General features: G+C 58.8%; 15 protein-coding genes. 3 read left to right on the top strand and 12 right to left on the bottom strand.

What is annotated here, in order from left to right; translation table 11 throughout:
- Positions 1-4: 4 nt before the first annotated feature.
- The 3 genes from FHW77_RS22635 to FHW77_RS22625 all read right to left on the bottom strand — a co-directional run bounded on the left by FHW77_RS22635 (position 5) and on the right by FHW77_RS22625 (position 3,743).
- Positions 5-952 (bottom strand): ABC transporter permease, encoded by a 948-nt coding sequence (locus FHW77_RS22635; protein ID WP_006700311.1) that lies wholly within the window; start codon positions 950-952, stop codon positions 5-7.
- 18 nt (positions 953-970) lie between these two features.
- A complete protein-coding gene (locus FHW77_RS22630) occupies positions 971-1,939 on the bottom strand; it encodes an ABC transporter permease (RefSeq protein WP_004444583.1) in 969 nt (322 codons plus the stop codon).
- A gap of 238 nt (positions 1,940-2,177) precedes the next feature.
- Positions 2,178-3,743 carry an ABC transporter substrate-binding protein gene (locus FHW77_RS22625; protein ID WP_182590725.1) on the bottom strand — a complete coding sequence of 522 codons (1,566 nt, stop codon included), beginning with the start codon at positions 3,741-3,743 and terminating at the stop codon, positions 2,178-2,180.
- A 159-nt stretch (positions 3,744-3,902) separates the two neighbouring features.
- Here FHW77_RS22625 and FHW77_RS22620 point away from each other — a divergent pair, with 159 nt between their 5' ends.
- Positions 3,903-5,438, top strand: a complete 1,536-nt coding sequence (locus FHW77_RS22620) for an amidohydrolase family protein (RefSeq protein WP_182590724.1) — start codon at positions 3,903-3,905, stop codon at positions 5,436-5,438.
- A gap of 189 nt (positions 5,439-5,627) precedes the next feature.
- Here the strand turns inward: FHW77_RS22620 and FHW77_RS22615 are convergent, their stop codons facing one another.
- From FHW77_RS22615 to FHW77_RS22585, 7 genes are all read right to left on the bottom strand, one after another.
- The gene (locus tag FHW77_RS22615) at positions 5,628-6,692 is read right to left on the bottom strand and encodes a porin (RefSeq protein ID WP_044458912.1); all 1,065 of its coding nucleotides are present in this window, start codon (positions 6,690-6,692) and stop codon (positions 5,628-5,630) included.
- A 451-nt stretch (positions 6,693-7,143) separates the two neighbouring features.
- Positions 7,144-9,318 (bottom strand): putative bifunctional diguanylate cyclase/phosphodiesterase, encoded by a 2,175-nt coding sequence (locus FHW77_RS22610; RefSeq protein WP_142187717.1) that lies wholly within the window; start codon positions 9,316-9,318, stop codon positions 7,144-7,146.
- Positions 9,319-9,548: 230 nt separating this feature from the next.
- Positions 9,549-10,484 carry a 2-hydroxyacid dehydrogenase gene (locus FHW77_RS22605; RefSeq protein WP_080823120.1) on the bottom strand — a complete coding sequence of 312 codons (936 nt, stop codon included), beginning with the start codon at positions 10,482-10,484 and terminating at the stop codon, positions 9,549-9,551.
- Between the two features lie 23 nt (positions 10,485-10,507).
- Positions 10,508-11,239 carry an amino acid ABC transporter ATP-binding protein gene (locus FHW77_RS22600; RefSeq protein ID WP_182590723.1) on the bottom strand — a complete coding sequence of 244 codons (732 nt, stop codon included), beginning with the start codon at positions 11,237-11,239 and terminating at the stop codon, positions 10,508-10,510.
- Complete coding sequence (locus tag FHW77_RS22595) at positions 11,220-11,879, bottom strand: amino acid ABC transporter permease (protein ID WP_003521700.1); 660 nt, start codon at positions 11,877-11,879, stop codon at positions 11,220-11,222. The genes FHW77_RS22600 and FHW77_RS22595 overlap by 20 nt, the downstream gene beginning before the upstream one ends.
- The gene (locus FHW77_RS22590; RefSeq protein WP_004444610.1) at positions 11,876-12,580 is read right to left on the bottom strand and encodes an amino acid ABC transporter permease; all 705 of its coding nucleotides are present in this window, start codon (positions 12,578-12,580) and stop codon (positions 11,876-11,878) included. Before FHW77_RS22590 ends, FHW77_RS22595 begins: the two co-directional genes overlap by 4 nt.
- 66 nt (positions 12,581-12,646) lie before the next feature.
- Entirely contained in the window at positions 12,647-13,450 is an 804-nt protein-coding gene (locus FHW77_RS22585) for a transporter substrate-binding domain-containing protein (RefSeq protein WP_004444612.1), read from the bottom strand.
- 295 nt (positions 13,451-13,745) lie between these two features.
- Between FHW77_RS22585 and FHW77_RS22580 the strand changes: the two genes are divergently transcribed.
- The gene (locus FHW77_RS22580) at positions 13,746-14,066 is read left to right on the top strand and encodes a hypothetical protein (RefSeq protein ID WP_006700306.1); all 321 of its coding nucleotides are present in this window, start codon (positions 13,746-13,748) and stop codon (positions 14,064-14,066) included.
- Positions 14,067-14,238: 172 nt separating this feature from the next.
- Positions 14,239-15,261, top strand: coding sequence for a LacI family DNA-binding transcriptional regulator (locus FHW77_RS22575; RefSeq protein WP_182590722.1), 1,023 nt, complete (start codon positions 14,239-14,241; stop codon positions 15,259-15,261).
- Between the two features lie 214 nt (positions 15,262-15,475).
- Here FHW77_RS22575 and FHW77_RS22570 read toward each other — a convergent pair whose 3' ends face one another.
- Positions 15,476-16,504, bottom strand: coding sequence for a trans-3-hydroxy-L-proline dehydratase (locus tag FHW77_RS22570; protein WP_113730632.1), 1,029 nt, complete (start codon positions 16,502-16,504; stop codon positions 15,476-15,478).
- A gap of 10 nt (positions 16,505-16,514) precedes the next feature.
- On the bottom strand, positions 16,515-18,209 hold the full coding sequence (gene lhpI, locus FHW77_RS22565; protein ID WP_182590721.1) for a cis-3-hydroxy-L-proline dehydratase: 1,695 nt from the start codon (positions 18,207-18,209) through the stop codon (positions 16,515-16,517).
- Between the last annotated feature and the right edge of the window lie 25 nt (positions 18,210-18,234).

Below are 18,234 nucleotides of genomic sequence, written 5' to 3'. Positions count from 1 at the left end.
GAGCTCACCTCAGTTTCGGATTGAGCGCATCGCGCAGCCAGTCACCCAGAAGGTTGACGGTGACGACGAGCAGGCAGAGTTGGAAGACAGGGAACAGCACGATCCACCAGGAGCCGGAGAACAGAAACTGGTTGCCGATACGGATCAGCGTGCCGAGCGACGGCTGGCTTGGTGGCATGCCAATGCCAAGGAAGGACAGCGTCGCTTCCGTCAGGATCGCCATGCCGAAATTCAGCGTGGCGGCAACCATGATCGGCGTTAACGTATTGGGCAGGATATGCGCCGCCATGATGCGGCGGGCGGGCACGCCGATCAGCTTAGCGGCCTGAACATAGTCCTTGCCGGTTTCTACAATCGCCTGTGCACGGACCGTTCGCGCATATTGCACCCAGGCGGAAAGCGCGATGGCGAGAATGAGCACGGCGGATGCACCGACCTCACGCAGATTGTCGGGCAGCATTTGCCGCACGACTGTCGACACGAGGATGGCAACCAGAATGGTCGGGATGGACAGCGTGATGTCACCGATGCGCATCAGGAGGCCATCGGCAAAACCGCCGAAGTACCCCGCCACCAGACCTGCCGTCATGCCGATGACGAGCGAAAGCAGCACGGAGGCGACACCGATGACGATGGAGATGCGTGTGCCGTAAAGAATGGCCGAGAGCATGTCGCGTCCCTGCGTATCCGTTCCGAGCAGAAACGGCCATTCGCCGCCCTCCTGCCAGATCGGCGGCAGCTCGGCCTTCCACATGTCGAGCGATGCACCGTCATATGGGTTCTGGGGTGCAATCCATGGCGCGAAGACAGCGGCGAGGATGAGGATTGTCAGAATGAGCGCGCTGATCTTGGCCGATTTGCTGCGGCTGAAGGACCAGTAGAGATCGCTGTCGCGCATGCGGCTGAAAAGTGACCGGCGGGCGGGTTTTTCCGTTTGCGAAAGGTCTGTCATGAAACCGGCTCCCCTCGGTTAGCGCGCGGTGCGCAGACGCGGATCGATGACCGCATAGGCGATATCGACGAACGTGTTGAGGACAACGAAGATGAAGGAGATGATGCAGAGATAGGCCGCCATGACGGGAATATCGAGGAAGGTGACCGCCTGAATGAACAGCATGCCCATGCCCGGCCACTGAAACACCGTTTCCGTGATGAGCGCGAAGGCGATGAGCGAACCCACATTCATCGTCGTCAGTGTCACCACCGGCATCAGACAGTTGCGCAGCGCATGACGGAAGTAGATCCGCCAGCGCGGAATGCCACGTGCCCGTGCGAACTTCACGAAATCGGACCGCAGAACTTCAAGCATTTCAGCCCGCACCAGACGCATGACGAGGGTGATCTGATAAAGCGAAAGCGCGATAGCCGGAAGAATGAGCGCAGCACGCCCGGACGAGGTCAAAAGCCCGGTTGACCACCAGCCGAGCTGAACGACATCGCCACGGCCAAATGCCGGTGCCCAGCCGAGGGAAACGGAAAAGACAAGAATGAGAAGAATGCCGACAACGAAGCTTGGCAGGGACACCCCGACGATCGACAGGAACTGCAGACCTTCCGTGTACCACTTCCCGCGCCGGATCGCCGTCAGAACACCCAGAGGCAGGCCGACGACCAGAGAGATCACGGTGGCAACCAGCACCAGCTCAAGGGTCGCGGGGAACCTTTCCGCGATCAGCGGCAGTACCTGCTGGCCGTTGCGGTAGGAAACGCCGAAATTGCCCTCCGCCGCGTCTTTGACGAACCGCAGATATTGGGTCGGCAGGCTGTCATTGAGGCCGAGCCTCTCACGCAGGGCTGCACGATCCTCCTGCGACGTCTGTTCGCCGACCATCAGCTCGACGGGATCGCCCGCCAGCCGAAAGATGAGAAAGGCGATAAGCGCAACGGAAAGCATGACCAGCACGGCATTTCCCAAACGCTTGATGATGAATACCAGCATTGTTACCTCTCGGACGCGAGCCTGAGCCGCGTAGGCTTTCAGGTTCGATCATTCTCTTCCAGAGATGGGGCAAAGGTTGCGCGGGCAAGAACCACGAACACAGTGCAACTTTGTCGACAATTTTTGACACGGTTTCGTCGGCTTCACATCCAGTCAAATGAACTGGTGCGTGCTCGAATGTCCGCTGAAACAGTCAAGGCGCTCGGTCCAGTGACCGGCGCCTCGCTTGCTGTCCGTCTTACTTGTCGAGCTGGGTCAGCCAATGGCGTGGCTTGTTGTCAGCGCGGAAGTCGACGCTTTTGACCTTGGCCAGCATAGCCCACGCAATCGGCTGCTGATGCAGCGGAACGAGCATGGTCTCGTCCTTGGCGATTTTCAGCGCAGCTTCTTCGAGCGCCAGGCGTTTCGTATTGTCCTGCTCCTGCGCCGCCTGCGCAACAAGCTTGTCGATCTCGGGATTGGACCAGCCGCCATAGTTGGAGACGCCCATCGCGCCCTTGCGGGTCGAGAGGATCTGCGACAGCATCGAGAAGGCGTCAAGAGTCGGCTCGTTTGCCCAGCTGAGGTTGAAGACGTCAGCCTTGCCGCCATTGCGCTTGGGCGATTGCACGGAACGTGGCGCAATATCGATGGTAGGCTGGAAACCGCCGCGCTTCAACATGTTGGCAACGCCCGAGCAGATATCCTCTTCGTTGACGCTCTCGTCATTCATGCAGGTATAGGTGAAGGCAAGGTTCTTCATGCCCGCATCGGCAAGCAGCTTCTGCGCCTTGGCCGGATCGGCCGGCTCGAACGTGTCGAGCGATTTGGCATAACCGGCGATCTCAGGTGCGATCAGCGAGCCGGATGGTCTTGCAAGACCACGCATGACTTTTTTGTTGATCAGGTCACGATCGATGGAGGCTTCGAAGGCCTGACGAACGCGCAGATCATTAAAGGGGTTCGGCTGACCGTTTTCCAGTTTTTCGCGGCGGTTGAAGCCAATGAAAAGCGTGCGAAGCTCGGTGCGCTTCTTGACCGTGATATTGGGCGAGGATTCCAGACGCGGCAAATCCTGGATCGGCGCGGAGTCGATCAGGTCGATTTCACCTGACAGCAGTGCCGCGACGCGTGTTGCCGCAGATGCGATCGGCACGAATTCGATGCGGTCGAGATTGTGCTTCTTCTGGTCCCACCAGCCTTCATTGGCAACGAGAACAGTCTTGCTGTCGGGAACGCGGCTTTCGAGCCTGAACGGGCCTGTGCCATTGGTGTGCATGGTGGTGTAGCCATCGACCTTCGACGCGAAGTCGGTAGGCTTCTCGCTATTGTTATCTTTCAACCACTTGGCGTTAAAAATGAAGATATTGGTTATGTCGTTCAGAAAGAGAGAAGTCGGTGCGTTGACATCGAGGTCCACCGTGTAGTCGTCAACTTTTTTGACGCCAGCGTAAATCGGGATATTGCCCCGCAGCGGCGACGTCGCGTCCGACGCGCGCGTGAAGGATGCGACGACATCATCGGCGGTGAAGTCTGCACCGTCATGAAATTTCACGCCCTTGCGAAGGGTAAAGCGCCAGGTCTTTCCATCAATCAGCTTCCACTCGGTGGCGAGTGCCGGCTCGATCTGGAAGTCCGGTCCGTAGCGGACGAGACCCTCGTAGATATGATTGAGAAAAGCGAGGTTGGATGTGGACGGGACCGAATAGGGATCGAGCGAATAGAGATCGGCGCGACCGCCCCAGCGAAGGGTCTCCGCGCTGGCGGGAACGGCAATGGCGGCAGCAGCCATGGCCGCCAGGATAAAACTTCTGATACGGGACATTTGATCCCCCCTTTTTATTGATCGTTGGAAACCGGCACGGGTCCGGTCAGGCAGAAGGAGTATTGTTTCGCTGAGGCTTATTGTCAATAATATTGTTGACAATTATCGTACTCAAAATCGCAAGTTTTTGAATACGAGTTTAAGCGAGGAGGAGAGAATATGACAGGCTTTCTGCTGCGGCACGGAACGATCGTTACGGTCGACAAGGAGCGGCGCATTATTGAGAGCGGGGCACTGGCGATAGAAGGCGACAGAATTGTCGACATCGGCACTGTGGATGAACTTGACCCCCGCCACAGTGATAAGGCGGTTATCGACTGCAGGGGAAAGCTTCTCATTCCTGGCCTGATCGATGCCCATGGCCACGCGGGCCACGCCCTTCTTCGCAGCATCGCAGCGGACACCAATGCGATGTGGATGAAAATCATCACACCGACCTATTACCACTACGTCACCCGCGACTACTGGTATGCCGACGGGCTGATTTCCGGCATTGAACGGCTGCGCGCCGGGGTGACGACCGGGGCCAGCATCATCACTTCGATGCCACGCGCGGATGACCCCGTCTTCGCCATCAACCACGCCCGCGCCTATAGCGAACTCGGCCTTCGCGAAATCATCTGCGTCGGGCCGTCAGGCCTCCCATGGCCTCATCCGGTCACACGGTGGGAGAGCGGTCTACCGGAACGTCGCGACGTTAGCTTCGACGAGATGATGGATGGCAGCGAAGCGGTGATCGAAGCATTGCACGGCAGCGCCGATGGCCGCATCAGCGTTTTCCTGACGCCTTTCACCATCGCACCGTCGGTCGAACCCTCCAATGCATCTACGCCGGACCAGGCAGTGAAACTGACAGAGGGTGACAGAATGCAGGCCCGCCGGATACGCGAGATGGCGCGCAAGACCGGTGTCAGGCTTCATTCCGACGCCTTTGCCGGGCAAATCCGAATGGCGTTTCAGGACAAGGAAAATGCCCTGCTTGGCCCTGACATTCACCTTCAGCATTGCTGGGGTATCTCCCACGACGAAATAGGCATACTGGCCGAGACCGGCACACGCGTGACCCATGCGCCGCCGGGCCGCGCAACTCCCATCATGGAAATGATGTCAAAAGGGATTCGTGTCGCCATCACCACTGATGGCGCAGCTCCAAGCCGCCATTTCGACATGTTGCAGACGGCTCGCCTCGCGCAATTTACGCAACATCTCCTGCACAATCACGACCGCTACCTGCTTCCGCCGGGCAAGATCTTAGAGATGATCACGATCGATGCCGCCCACGCTATCGGCATGGAGGACGAGATCGGTTCGCTCGAGATCGGCAAGAAGGCTGACGTCGTCATCATCGACATGCGGAAGCCGCATCTCATGCCCATGTGGATGCCGGTCCACCGTCTGGTACATCAGGTTCTTGGCAGCGATGTCGATACCGTCTTCGTGGACGGTAGATTGCTGATGGAAAATGGCCGGGTACTGACATCAGATGTAGACGCCGCCATTTCCTTCGGTCAACAGGAAGCCATGGCACTGGCAGAACGGGCGGGTCTGAAAGCACACATGCACGATCCGGGCTGGGGCTGCCTGCTGCGCACGTTCGACGAACCCGTGCTCCCTCCCCGTCCGCCGGCGGATGCGAGATTCCGCGCCGCTGACCAAGGGCCTGTTCAGGATCACCAATCGACGCGGGATCACTAATCGACTGGGGTCGGCAAGGTCCCCTGGCACTTCTTGCCAAGATCACGACAAAGACTCCCCGGCCAGGAGAGGACCGGGGAGCAAACCTGACATCATGTCAGGAACTTTGACTGGAGCTAGCACTCACCCGTTCAAGAAACGGGGTGGATCTGAGTTGTCTAACCCGGTTATGCTTTTTGTCAGGCTCTGTTAAAACGAGCGCTCGAGACGAACGAAACCGGTCCAGCTGTCGCCACCACCGTTTACGCCCTTCTTGCCATCGACGTCCTGATAGGTAACCGCAACCTTGGTGGAGAGACCAGAGGTGATCTTGTAACCAGCAGCGACGCCAGCGCGCCATGCATCGCGGCTGCCAACGAAGTCGTTGTTAGCGCCGATGTCGATCGTGCCGAAATACTGGAAGCCGGGGGTGATGGTCAGCTTGTCAGTTGCCTTGATGGCGTATTCAGCAGCAACAGTCCACTCGGACTCTTCGTAGTAGTAGTTGGCGCCGGAAGCCCAAGCACCGGAGATGCCGAGCGTGCCGGGACCGATGTCAGCAGTGATGATTGCACGGATTGCACCGTTTTCCTGGTTCGTGTCGTAACCGCCAAGCAGGTTGGCCTTAACGCCGCCGATCTTTGCGCCGATGATGGCGCTGATGCCAACATCGTTCGTGTTGGTCTGGAACTTGCCGCCCTTCGTAACGCCGAGTTCGGAAGTGCCCTTACGCGAACCTTCGAGCTCTTCAACAGCGGCACCGACGTAGAATGAGCCGGCGTCGTAGGTGTAACGGATAGCGTTCAGACGGGTGCGGTTGGAGCTGAGCTGGTCATACTCACCGGAGAGACCGTCGTCCCACCAGTTGTAGTAGAAACCGACTTTCAGGCCGCTGAGTTCGATGAAAGCCTGATCAAGAACGAAGTTGCGGTCAGTATCGTTGTCGGCCTGACCGCGCAGACCGATGTAGCCACGCAGGGCGCCGAGTTCGGTGTCGGTGCGGGTGTCAATGTTGAACTGGGCGCGGGTGAAAGAGTCCCAGTCAGATGTGCCGGACTGGTTGCGACCGAAGTCCGTCTGGAAACGAACGTAACCGTCGAACTTCAGGCAGGTTTCGGTGCCGGGGATATAAAAGAAGCCGGTGCCAAAAGCATCGCAGACGCGAACATATTCCATGGGCTCGGGCTCGGCGGCGACGATGGCGTCAGCGGCCTGTGCGCCGGATACTGCTGCGAGAGCCGCAGCGGAGCCGATCAAAAGGCTCTTGATGTTCATTTGTAATCTCCAGTCAAAAATTTTTCAACGAATGCGCAAATTTGTGGGCTGGTCTTTTCCCTGCCGCCCGCTTCCCTGCGCCGATCAGCAAATGACAGAAATCGCGGGGGAGTCGCAATTCAAATCTCCGGATTTAAAATACAACACGATGACGCAATCACATTACGTAGTAAAATTACAACAAATATAAAGTTAAAATATAAAAATACACTTATATACACTGGGAAAGTAAGCTTTATTGGATATTTAATTTACAATAATATTCTAATATGGCGAAATTATCAACAATATTGCTGCAGCAGGAGCCCAACAGCTCACCTTGAATAACAACGGTGATGTGACAATGGCAGAGGCTGGTGCAGTGACTGCGCGAGGCGGCGATACCCGACCTGGAACTCGCGCGTGGTGCTTCAATTCCGTTCGGATGACGCAGCGGGCGGTGGATCGGCGATTACAGCGGTTGGCTGGAAGAACCGGTTGCAAATGTGGACATCGCCTTCAGCATGCCCTCGATCTCGCCAGCCGCCACGGGGCGGCCGAAATAGTAACCTTGCCCGTAGGGACAACCGGCAGCGCGAAGAAAGTCAGCCTGCTCGGCCGTTTCCACGCCTTCGGCAATGACATCGATGCCCAGTGAACCGGCAAGCTGGATCATGATCGAAACAATGGCGCTGTCTTTGGTTTTTGCCGGCAGATGCGTGAGGAACGACCGGTCGATCTTCATGCACGAGAGAGGGAATGTCTTGAGCATGCCAAGACAGGAATAGCCGATGCCGAAGTCATCCAGTGCCAGGCTGACGCCCATCTGCTTGATGGCGCGCATGATGCGCACTGACGTGTCGACATCCTGAATGATGAGCGTCTCGGTAATCTCGATTTCCAGCAGCGAAGGTGCAAGGCCGGTTTCCTTCAGCACCGAACTGATCTGGTCCGCCAAGCCGGCCTGGAACTGCCGGGGGGAGATATTGACTGCCATTTTGACAGGCGACAATCCAGCAGCCATCCAGTCTCGCGCCTGACGGCACGCTTTTTTCAGAATGCTCTCCCCAAGCTCCACGATGAGGCCGGTTTCTTCCGCAAGGCCGATGAATTCCGCAGGCCCAAGCAGTCCCTCCGCCGGGTGCTGCCAGCGCACCAGCGCCTCCACCCCGCTGATTCCGCCGGTAAGTAGATCGACCTGCGGCTGGAAATGCAGGATGAATTCATCCCGTTCCACGGCCCTGCGCAATTCCTCGATACGCGTGACCTTCTTTCTCAAATCGTCTGCCATGCGCGGCGAGAAGGTAGCGATACCGTCCCGACCATTATGTTTCGCCTGATACATGGCAAGATCGGCAGCGGCGACGATCTCCGCCGTGGTTTCCCCATGTTCCGGAAAAAACGCCACGCCGATGCTGGATGTCGCCTTGATATCATAATTGCCGATGCGCAGCGGCTGTGAGACCGCAGCCTGGATGCTCCGAAGCCGGTTTTCGAAACCGTCACGCTGCTTCTCCAGAATGACGACGAACTCATCCCCACCCACCCGCAACACGAGATCGTTTCGACCCAGGGTCCCTGCAATGCGCGCCGCCGTCTTCGAAAGCAGCGCATCGCCGACGCTGTGGCCCAGCGTGTCGTTGATCTGCTTGAAATTGTCGAGGTCGAGAAAGCAGACGGCGATCGTCCGCCTGGCTTTTGCCGCGGCCGCAAGAACTTCCGGCAGTCGTGTATCGAGAAAACGGCGATTGGGGAGCCGGGTCAGCATGTCGTGATCGGCCAGAAAGGCGATATGTTCGGCCGCACGTTTGCGGTCGATCGCGAGCCCCGCCATGCGTGCAGCCGCACCGATAAATTCCACCAGTGCCGGATCTGGCTGGCGGGCCGCGAGCATGCACCAGACAAAACCGTGCGCCTTGCCGTCGCTGGCGGGAATATCGAAGCTGAAGGCAGTGTTATCGGCAGGGGAAGTGATGATGTCAGGATCGCTGACCGAGGAAATCAGCGCCGTCAGCCCCGCATGCGGAGCGAGTGCCGGCGATACATAAACCGAAGGTTCACCCGTAGCGGCGTCGAACACCCGTACGGCACAGGCAAGCCCCGTGGCGAGATTTTCAATCGCCTTGACGAATTCCTCGAGGAAATCCTCGATACGCGCCGCCGCGACAATCATTTCGAGAATGCGCGCCTGCGTCTGCAGCAGTCTTTCGGAAGCCTTTTTCTGGGTTATGTCCCTAGAAGCGCCGACCACCCCGATGATGTTGCCGGACTTGTCCCGCAGCGGCACGCGCGACATCATCAGCCAGCGGTCGATATCGCCACGCATGGCCCGCTCTTCGTAACCGAGATCCGGTTCTCCCGTGCGCATCACCCGTGCCTCGGTGTCGGGAATGCCCGCCCGCTGTGCTGCTTCGCCGTGAATATCGTAATCGGTGAGGCCAATCAGCTCCTCCACCGTGTCAAAACCATTTTCCTTGACGATTGCGCGGTTCGCAAACAGGAAACGACCTTCCAGATCCTTGGCATAGATAAAATCCGGCACGTGGTCGATCATCGCTTCCAACAACACATGCCGGTCGGATGGATTACTATTTTCATCTGTTGGGGTAGAGGCAGATGGCCCTGTTTCGCGCTTTTTTCGCGATATCCGGTTCTGCACGGGTGTCTTCGGGCCCTTGGAACGCACCTATCCGCCTCATCACTTTATAAGAGAGCAGAATAGTAGGATTATACATATTATATAAATATGAACGAGGGGCGGAGATAGGGTGGCCGATAGCCGTCTGTACGCTTGCGGCGATGAAATAGCGCCTGTCTCAGGGAAAACGGCGCGGATAGAAGCCGCGCCGCCAGAATTCCGGCTCCAGCAAGGCCCCGTCACACCACCGGCGTCGGCAGCTCCCTGCCGGCAAAATGCGCATCGAGATTGGCAAGAACGAGGTCTGCCATGGCCCGTCGCGTCTGATGCGTGCCGCTGCCGATATGTGGGGCGAGCGTGACGGTTTCGAAAGCAAACAGCGCTTCCGGCACACGCGGTTCATCCTCGAAGACATCAAGCGCAGCACCTGCGATCACGCCATTCGAAAGTGCCTCAATGAGCGCCTTCTCATCCACCAACGAGCCGCGAGCCACGTTGACGAGCACGCCCTGCGGGCCAAGCGCGTTCAGAACCTCCGCACTGACGATGTGACGCGTTTCGGCGGTGGCCGCTGCGGCGATGATCAGCACGTCACAATTAGCGGCCAGAGCTTCGATGCTGTCATAATAATCATAGGCGACATCGCGACGATTTCTCGCGGTGTAGGAGATATGCGCATCGAAACCTTCGAGCCTCCTGGCAATCGCCTGACCGATGCGGCCGAAACCGAATATGCCATAGCGACGACCGGCCACGCGGGTGGAAAGGCCCATGTCGCCCTTCAGCCATTGCCCGGTGCGGACATATTGGTCTGCCTGCGGCAGCCTGCGTGCCTGCGCCAGAATAAGGCCCAGAGCAAGATCCGCGACATCGGCCGTCAACACGTCAGGCGTATTGGAAACACGAAAGCCGCGTCGCTTCGCTTCAGCCAGATCGACCTTGTCGAAGCCGACGCCGTTGATGGCAACGATTTCAAGTTTTGGTAACGCTGCACCAATATCCGCCGGCAGGCCGATATGACCGCCGGTGACGACGCCGCGGATCGCGCCGCCTTTTTCAGCAAGGAAAGCGGCCCTGTCTGACACTTCGAACAGGCGATGCACGGTGAAGCGCTGCGCAAGTTCTTCCTCCAGTGCCGGGATGAGCGGGCACAGCTGCACGATTTCAGTGGTCATGGATTTTCCTTTGTGCCGGTGAACTACTTCACATCGGCCTTGACGAATTGCCGGAGTTCCGGCGTTTGCGGATTGGCGAAGAGTTCGGACGAGCGACCCTGCTCCCAGATCTTGCCCTTGTGCATGAAGATCGTTTCGGTCGCCACACGCCGCGCAAAGGCCATTTCATGGGTCACGAGGATCATGGTCATGCCGTCTCTGGCGAGGTTTTCCATGACAGTCAGCACTTCTTCGGTGAGTTCCGGATCGAGCGCAGACGTCACCTCGTCGAACAGCATTACCTTCGGCCGCATGGCAAGCGAGCGCGCAATCGCCACACGCTGCTGCTGGCCGCCGGACAGCTGGTCCGGATAGGAATCGAATTTCTCCGAAAGACCGACGAGCTGCAGAACCTCGCGGGCGATATCCTTGGTTTCCGATTTTGCCACGTCCTTGACGATGCGCGGCGCAAGCATGATGTTTTCGCCGACCGTCAGATGCGGGAAAAGATTGTAGCTCTGGAACACGATGCCGACGTCGGTGCGCAGCTTGCGCAGAGCCTTGGCATCTTCGCCGATCGCATGACCGGCGATTTCGATGCGGCCGGAATTGATCTTTTCCAGCCCGTTCATGCAGCGCAGAAGCGTGCTCTTGCCCGAACCCGAACGGCCAATGAGGGCAAAGACTTCACCGCGACCAACCGAAAGCGAGACGCCTTTGAGTACCTCCAGAGCGCCAAAGCTCTTGTGAACGTTTTCAACGATTACTTCCGGCATGAAGCCTCCTTTCCAGCCAACGCGACAGCTGGGACAACGGGTAGCAGACGATGAAATAGAGTACGGCCACCGCCACGAAGACGCGGAACGGCTGGAACGTGGCATTGTTGATGAGCTGCCCCGCTCTCGCCAGTTCGACGAAACCGATGATCGATGCGATGGACGTGTTCTTGACGACCTGGACGGCAAAACCGACGGTCGGCGGTAGCGAAATTCGGATCGCCTGCGGCAGGATGACGTAGCGATATTGCTGGGCGCGGGTGAGAGCGAGCGATTCCGACGCTTCCCATTGCTGCTTCGGCACCGCCTGGATGCAGCCGCGCCAGATTTCCGCGAGATAACCTGACGTATAGATGGTCATCGAGGCACCGGCGGCAAAAAGTGGCGGCAGTTCCAGCCCGGCAAGGCTGAGACCGTAATAGGACAGGAACAGGATCATCAGCACCGGAATGCCCTGGATCACCTGAATGTAGGTGCCGGCGGCAATGCGCAGCGCCTTGAAATTCGAGGTGCGGGCGAGCGCCACGAAGAAGCCGACGATACCGCCGCCGATTAGCGCAATGATCGTCAGAAGCACGGTCCATTGCAGGGCGGTCAGCAGGAAGCCGAATTCGTTCCAGCCGAAAGTTCTAAGGGTCATGACTGCACCTCCGGCAAAGCGGTCATCGTCTTGCGGGCCACGCGGCGACCGAACAGCCACATGCCGACGAGGGCAAGGATGAGCCGCAGGCTGAGCGCCAGCACCAGATAGATGAGCGTGACGACGATATAGACCTCGAAGGAGCGATAGGTCTGCGATTCCACGAAGGCTGCAGCGGCGGCAAGCTCATGGGTGGAGATGGCCGAGCATATGCTCGATGCCAGCATCATCAGCACGAACTGGCTGCAGAGGGATGGATAGACCTTGGCAATGGCGGGCACGATAATGACGTGACGATAAATCTGGTACTTGGTGAAGCCCAGAGCCTCACCCGCCTCGATCTGCGACTTGTGCACCGCCTCGATGCCGGCGCGGATGATCTCCGTCGAATAGGCGGCAAGATTGATCGTCATGCCGATCAGCGCCGCCGTATCCGCCCCGACGCGAAAGCCGAGACCCGGCAGGCCGAAATAGACGATGAACAGCTGCACGAGGAACGGCGTGTTGCGGATGACTTCGACATAAGCATCCACGATGATGCGGACGATGCCACCATTGATGGAGCGCAATGAAGCGAGAAGAATGCCGAAAGCGCAGCCGAGCACGATGGAGAGGACCGACAGCTTGATCGTCAGCCATATGCCGTTCAGAATTTCATTCTGATATTGGGCGAGCGCGCCGAATTGGAATGTATAGGACATGCGTCACTCCGTTGACATTTCCCGGCCCGCCGAACGTATTCCCGGCGGGCGCGTTGAAAGGCTCAATCAGAAGCTTGGCAATTGCGGCAGCGGGCGACCGGTCCACTTGACCGAGATGCGGTCGAGATCGCCGGACATCTTCATCAGGTAAATGGAGGTGTTCAGCCACTGGCGCAGCTCGAAATCCTCAAGCTTGGTCGCCATGGAATTGCCCTGCTGGAAGAAGGTGAATCCGACCTGGAGACCGGCTTCCGGGCGCTGCTTGATGATTGCTTCACCAACCGTGGACGGCAGGGCGACGGCATCCACCTGACCCGCAAGCAAAGCTTGGGCGCTGGTGGAATCGTCTTCGTAAACGACGATTTCGAGACCTTCGACATTGGCCTTGCGCAGCGCGGTTTCCTGTGAGGAACCGCGGTTGACCGACACGCGCTTGCCCTTGAGGCTGTCGAGATTTTCGAATTTCTGGTCCTTGCCGGAGATGATATCCATGTTGAAGGCGCTGTATGGCTGCGTGAACATCACAGTCTTGGCGCGTTCGCCGGTCGGCGCAAGCGTCGCAACGAGGAAATCGACCTTGCCGGTCTGAAGGGCCGGAATACGCGCTGGAGGCGTCAGCGGCACCAGTTCCACCGGCAGCGACAGGTAGGAACCGATGAGATTGGCGACATCGACGTCATAACCGGAAGGGTTGCCCTTCTCATCCACCATGCCCATCGGCGGCGCGCCCGTGAGGACACCGATCTTGACCTTGCCGCGCGCCGTGATCTCGCTGAGCGAGACGGCATGGGCGGACGTTGTAGCCGCAAGCGAAGCTGCGGCAACGCCAACAGCAACGGTCATGTTTTTCAGAAATCTGGATATGCTCATGGTTTCTCCTCCAACCCAAATAATAGCTGCCCAATGCAGAACAGCGGCCTTCGCAAACCGAAAAATGTTCTCGATAACATTTCTAGGCGCTTGACTAAAAACTCCTCCCAAGAAACTGTGAAAACACAGAACCAGATGAACTTCTTATGAAATTCAATCAGTTAGCACGATTATCGATTTTCCTCTCCTCGACATCGCTTCACGTTCTTGGCAGGATCAATAATGCATGTTATCGGTATCATTGCAAGTCCGATCTACAGAACTGTTTCGATCGGCATTCATTTCGGGAGGAAACATGTACACACGCTCGGCAATTTTCGAAGGCAGGATTCACGCAGGCCGGGAGGAGGAGTTTTTTCGCATCGTCGAGGAAAAATTACTGCCTGTCTGGAAGCGCATGCCGAATGCGCAGGCGGTGCGAGTGATGCGTACGGAGCGTACGGACCCGGACGCGGCCCAGATCATCATGGTGCAGGAAATCGACTATCCCTCGATGGAAGCCGTGGAGGAAGCGCTGGTCTCGCCGGTCCGGCTGGAAGGCCGGGTACTGACGGATGAGATGATGAGCATGTGTGACGGGCGTTTCTACCATCTGGTCTATAGCCGCGTCGCATAAATCCGGTGCACGTCGCATTGATCTGCAATCATACGGCGTGCTTTCCCTTGGTATCTTCGTGTATGTCTTGTCGTGAACCGGTCTTCATTCAGCCGGATTGTAACTGGGGAGACATGCTTTGGTGGAGCGCACGCCTTTGGCCGCAGCGTTAGTCACGTCAAAAAAAGCAACCATGAGCGACGTCTCAAAACTTGCGGGCGTCTCCAAGATGACCGTTTCGCGGGTGCTGGCCGATCCCGCTCTGGTGTCGGAAGAGACGCGCCAGAGGGTGATGAAGGCCATTGAGAAGCTTGGTTATGTGCCTGACCGAATCGCCGGTTCGCTTTCTTCTCGCCGCACCAATTTCATCACCGCCATCCTGCCGACACTCACCAACTCAAACTTCGCCGACAGCGCTCAAGGCCTAGCCAATGCGCTACGCGCCGCCGATTACCAATTGCTGATCGGTTACACCATGTACGACCTGCAGGAAGAAGAGCGCGTCATCCGCACCATGATGGAGCGCCGTCCCGACGCGATTGTCGTCGCCGGCACGGTTCATACCAAGATGGCAAGCGAAGTGTTGATGCGCGCCGGTATCCCGATCGTTGAAATCTGGGACGTACCCGAACATCCGATCGACCATGCGGTCGGCTTTTCCAATTACGAAGTGGGAAGAACCGCCGCCAAACACCTGATATCGCTTGGATTCACGCGCATAGGCGCACTTGGCTCCCGAGCCGATGGCGACGTTAAGGACTGGCGCGGCGAAAGCCGCCTGCTCGGTTTCGGGGCGGCGCTGCGCGAAGCCGGCATCGCCGATGATCTCATCATCCGCGAGGGCAGCGCGCCGGTCTCATACGATCACGGCGCGAAAACGCTGGGCTCCCTGTTGGCCAAGGCGCCCGATGTCGAAGCCATCTTCGCCGTGTCGGATATTTCCGCTGTCGGTGCGCTGATGGAATGTCATCGCCGCGGCATTCATGTACCAGATCAGATTTCCATTCTCGGCTTCGGTGATTTTGATATTGGCAGACAATGCTATCCGGCGATTTCAACGATACGGGTCGACGCGCAGATGATCGGCCGCAGGGCGGGCGAGTTGCTGCTTTCGATATTGGAGGCAGAAAAGGATGCCGCTGTTCCCGAGGGTGCGCGGGTGGATGTCGGCTTCGAGCTTATCGTGCGGGAGACGACGAAGCGGTTGGGCCGGTGAATCTTTAACCCTGTTGGAACGAGCGGGTACCGCTTCTTTCTTCTCCCCGCCGGGGAGAAGTCCGCGGCAGCGGGATGAGGGGGCAAGCTCTCCGTCTCTCGCGGAGTTACCCCCTCATCCGACCCTTCGGGCCACCTTCTCCCCGGCGGGGAGAAGAAATATGCCGCACCGCTGTGGCGTACTCACCATTCCACCCGAGTGACCTGTAACGCCCTTACCTCGCACCCCAGGTATCCGTCAGACGATACCCTTCCGGCCATGGATCCGACGGATCGAGCATGTGCTGGTGTATTCCGGTGATCCAGCCGCGGCCGGATATTTCCGGCAGGATGGCCGGGCGGTCGCCGACTGTTGTGGTCCCGAGGATACGGCCCGTGAAGGTAGAGCCGATCAGCGACACCGCCGTCAGCGTTTCCCCTTCCTTCATTTCGCCGCGTGCATGCAGCACGGCCATACGGGCCGAAAGCGCCGTGCCGGTGGGGGAGCGGTCCACCTTGCCCGGCTGGATGGCGACGGCCGCCCCTGCCCGCAGGCCTTCGGCCGTGCGTTCCACATTGCCGGCGAACAGGCAGAAGGAAAAATGCCGCCAGTCCGGGTTTTCGGGATGATCGAAACCCAGCGCCTTGTTGGCGGCGTTGGTGATGCGCACGCCGAGGCGGGCAATCTCGTGCGCCTCTTCCGGTTTAAGGCTGAAACCCATTGCTTCGGCATCTACGATGACGAAACTGTCGCCGCCGTAGGCCGTGTCCACTTTGAGCTTTCCAAGGCCTTCGACCTCGAGTTCGGCATCAAGCTTCGCGGCGAAGCTTGGCAGGTTCTGCACGAAAATACGCTCGGCCTTGCCGTTGCGGCATTCGGCACGCACCTTCACCAGCCCGCCGGGAGCTTCCAGCAGCATATGGGTTTCCGGCTCCTGCATCGGCACGATACCGCCATCGAGAAGGACGGTGGACACGCAGATGGAGTTAGACCCGGACATGGGCGGCGTATCCTCCGGCTCCATGATGATGAAGGCGGCATCCGCATCAGGATGTTTCGGCGGCACCAGCAGATTGACGTGGCGGAATACGCCGCCGCGCGGCTCATTCAGCACGAAGTTGCGAAGCGTCTCGTCACGGGCGATGAAACGGCTCTGTTCCCAGATCGTTTCGCCTGGTGGCGGCTTGACGCCACCGACAATCACATCCCCCACCTCGCCTTCCGCATGGGCGGAAATGACATGAACGGTCTTAATACTGCGCATTGAATTCTCCTCAGGAAAGCCAGGCGGGACGACGGGAAGCGGCACGGCCGGTCAACGCGCTCTCGACGCAATCGGCAAGGCTGCCGAAACGTACCGCGCGGCCGCTGAGGCCGGGTCCGTAATGGGCGTATTTGCCGGAATTGGTCATCAAGGCGCGCGTCTTCGTCGGGAAGACCGGCTCGGAGATAGAACACCAGCAGAGGTCAGGCAGTACCTGTACACCGCTATCCTTCAGGCTTTTCAACGTGCCGTCGTGGGCAGCTGCATCGATGACCTGCTGGCCGGCTGTGACGATGACGGCGACATCCGCATGGCGCCTGCGACCGTCGAAAACAGCCGCAAGGGCGCGGCACTCCTCCAGCGACGCGTGAGGACTACCTATGGCGACCAGTTGCACCTCCTCCGGTCCCTCGTTCAGCAGCGACCACCCGGCCGCCATATCGGCAAGCGAAATGCTGACCGTTTCGGCCGTTTCCAGAGGCGCAATGCCGGCTTCCGGCGTAACGCCCTCGATATGTAGCATGGGCGCTGCTGAGGTGGTGCCGAAGGCAGCGCAGAGCGCTTTCAAATCATCCCGCGAGGGTTTCGCAGCCCCAAGCCCGCGCAGCAGCGGTATGCAATCGGGGGCCGCCTTGCCGGCGAGATAACCGACGAGCGGCCAGAACGCATCGTCGATCCCTTGCGGCAGCACCACGTCCACGATGCGCTGCGGCCGACGATTTTCCTCCAGGTAAACACCCGAAAGCGGCGCCCTGCCCGTCATCGCGATACATAGATCGAGGAAATCAGGATGTTTGGCAGTGCGTGCACCAAGCACCGTATTGGCAAAAATCACCGCGTTCGATTCCGCCCAGGCAATCGATTCACCCGCGCCCGGCGCGCTGTCGAGCAGGTAAGGCGAACAGGTGAAGGTGGGCCGACAGCCCATGCGCACATATGCATCCGCCAGTCTCGCCGCCGGATCGCCGAAATCATCCGGCACGCCCTGTGCCCGCCAGTTGGCCTTGTCCACCGAAATGGCGTTCATGGTCGTCGGCACCCGGACCTTGCCACCCATCTCAGCCATTTTTTCCGCGAAAGTGAGATTGGCGGGGCTGGCATAGATGCAGCCGTCAATATGGCCCTGTGTGACATTAACGAGCGCGGAAGCGCCCTGCTGGGCTGCCATGGCGACGATGATGCGCATGGCCTGGCGCACGGCGATGCCTTCGCGCCCTTCCAGCATCGCGCGGTCGTCACCCGTGAAATCAAGACGGGCAGTCGCGGGATGCGCTATGGCAAGCGAAAGGCCATCGGCCTCGATGCTGTTTTCATCGATGCGAACATGGACCGCGCGGGAAAAGCGGGCAAAATTTTCGGAGTCGAGACGGACGACCGGCAGCGCCCGCTCGAACATTTCCGCCGCGACAAGTGCGCCCAAGGTCAGCACATCCTCCGCCTCGCAGAAAACGAGAGCGGATGGCGCCCGGCCCGTTAGAATAAGGTCGAGCAGAACGCCAGACCCTGTGCACGAGCCCCGGCTGGTCGGCATAAAGAGCACGCCGCCGGTGAGACTGACGCCGTGTAGCGGGTGATGCACGTCGATCACCCTGCCGGTGGCGGGATCGACACCGCCCCAGAAACTCAGCGCTTCCGTCGTGGAGATCACGGGGCCTTCGGCCGCACCGGTAAGAATGCTGCGGGCTTGCGGAACGGCAGAAGACATCGAAAATCTCCCTACGGCATCTCCA

It is taken from the genome of Agrobacterium sp. RC10-4-1 (assembly GCF_014138475.1).
In the GTDB taxonomy this organism is placed as follows: domain Bacteria; phylum Pseudomonadota; class Alphaproteobacteria; order Rhizobiales; family Rhizobiaceae; genus Agrobacterium; species Agrobacterium pusense.
This window is presented reverse-complemented; position numbering and strand designations above follow the sequence as displayed.

Bases quoted from the DNA above. Each gene is read 5' to 3' on its own strand.
- FHW77_RS22635 (WP_006700311.1), bottom strand. From the start codon at position 952: ATGACAGACCTTTCGCAAACGGAAAAACCCGCCCGCCGGTCACTTTTC.
- FHW77_RS22630 (WP_004444583.1), bottom strand. From the start codon at position 1,939: ATGCTGGTATTCATCATCAAGCGTTTGGGAAATGCCGTGCTGGTCATG.
- FHW77_RS22625 (WP_182590725.1), bottom strand. From the start codon at position 3,743: ATGTCCCGTATCAGAAGTTTTATCCTGGCGGCCATGGCTGCTGCCGCC.
- FHW77_RS22620 (WP_182590724.1), top strand. From the start codon at position 3,903: ATGACAGGCTTTCTGCTGCGGCACGGAACGATCGTTACGGTCGACAAG.
- FHW77_RS22615 (WP_044458912.1), bottom strand. From the start codon at position 6,692: ATGAACATCAAGAGCCTTTTGATCGGCTCCGCTGCGGCTCTCGCAGCA.
- FHW77_RS22605 (WP_080823120.1), bottom strand. From the start codon at position 10,484: ATGACCACTGAAATCGTGCAGCTGTGCCCGCTCATCCCGGCACTGGAG.
- FHW77_RS22600 (WP_182590723.1), bottom strand. From the start codon at position 11,239: ATGCCGGAAGTAATCGTTGAAAACGTTCACAAGAGCTTTGGCGCTCTG.
- FHW77_RS22595 (WP_003521700.1), bottom strand. From the start codon at position 11,879: ATGACCCTTAGAACTTTCGGCTGGAACGAATTCGGCTTCCTGCTGACC.
- FHW77_RS22590 (WP_004444610.1), bottom strand. From the start codon at position 12,580: ATGTCCTATACATTCCAATTCGGCGCGCTCGCCCAATATCAGAATGAA.
- FHW77_RS22585 (WP_004444612.1), bottom strand. From the start codon at position 13,450: ATGAGCATATCCAGATTTCTGAAAAACATGACCGTTGCTGTTGGCGTT.
- FHW77_RS22580 (WP_006700306.1), top strand. From the start codon at position 13,746: ATGTACACACGCTCGGCAATTTTCGAAGGCAGGATTCACGCAGGCCGG.
- FHW77_RS22575 (WP_182590722.1), top strand. From the start codon at position 14,239: ATGAGCGACGTCTCAAAACTTGCGGGCGTCTCCAAGATGACCGTTTCG.
- FHW77_RS22570 (WP_113730632.1), bottom strand. From the start codon at position 16,504: ATGCGCAGTATTAAGACCGTTCATGTCATTTCCGCCCATGCGGAAGGC.
- lhpI (WP_182590721.1), bottom strand. From the start codon at position 18,209: ATGTCTTCTGCCGTTCCGCAAGCCCGCAGCATTCTTACCGGTGCGGCC.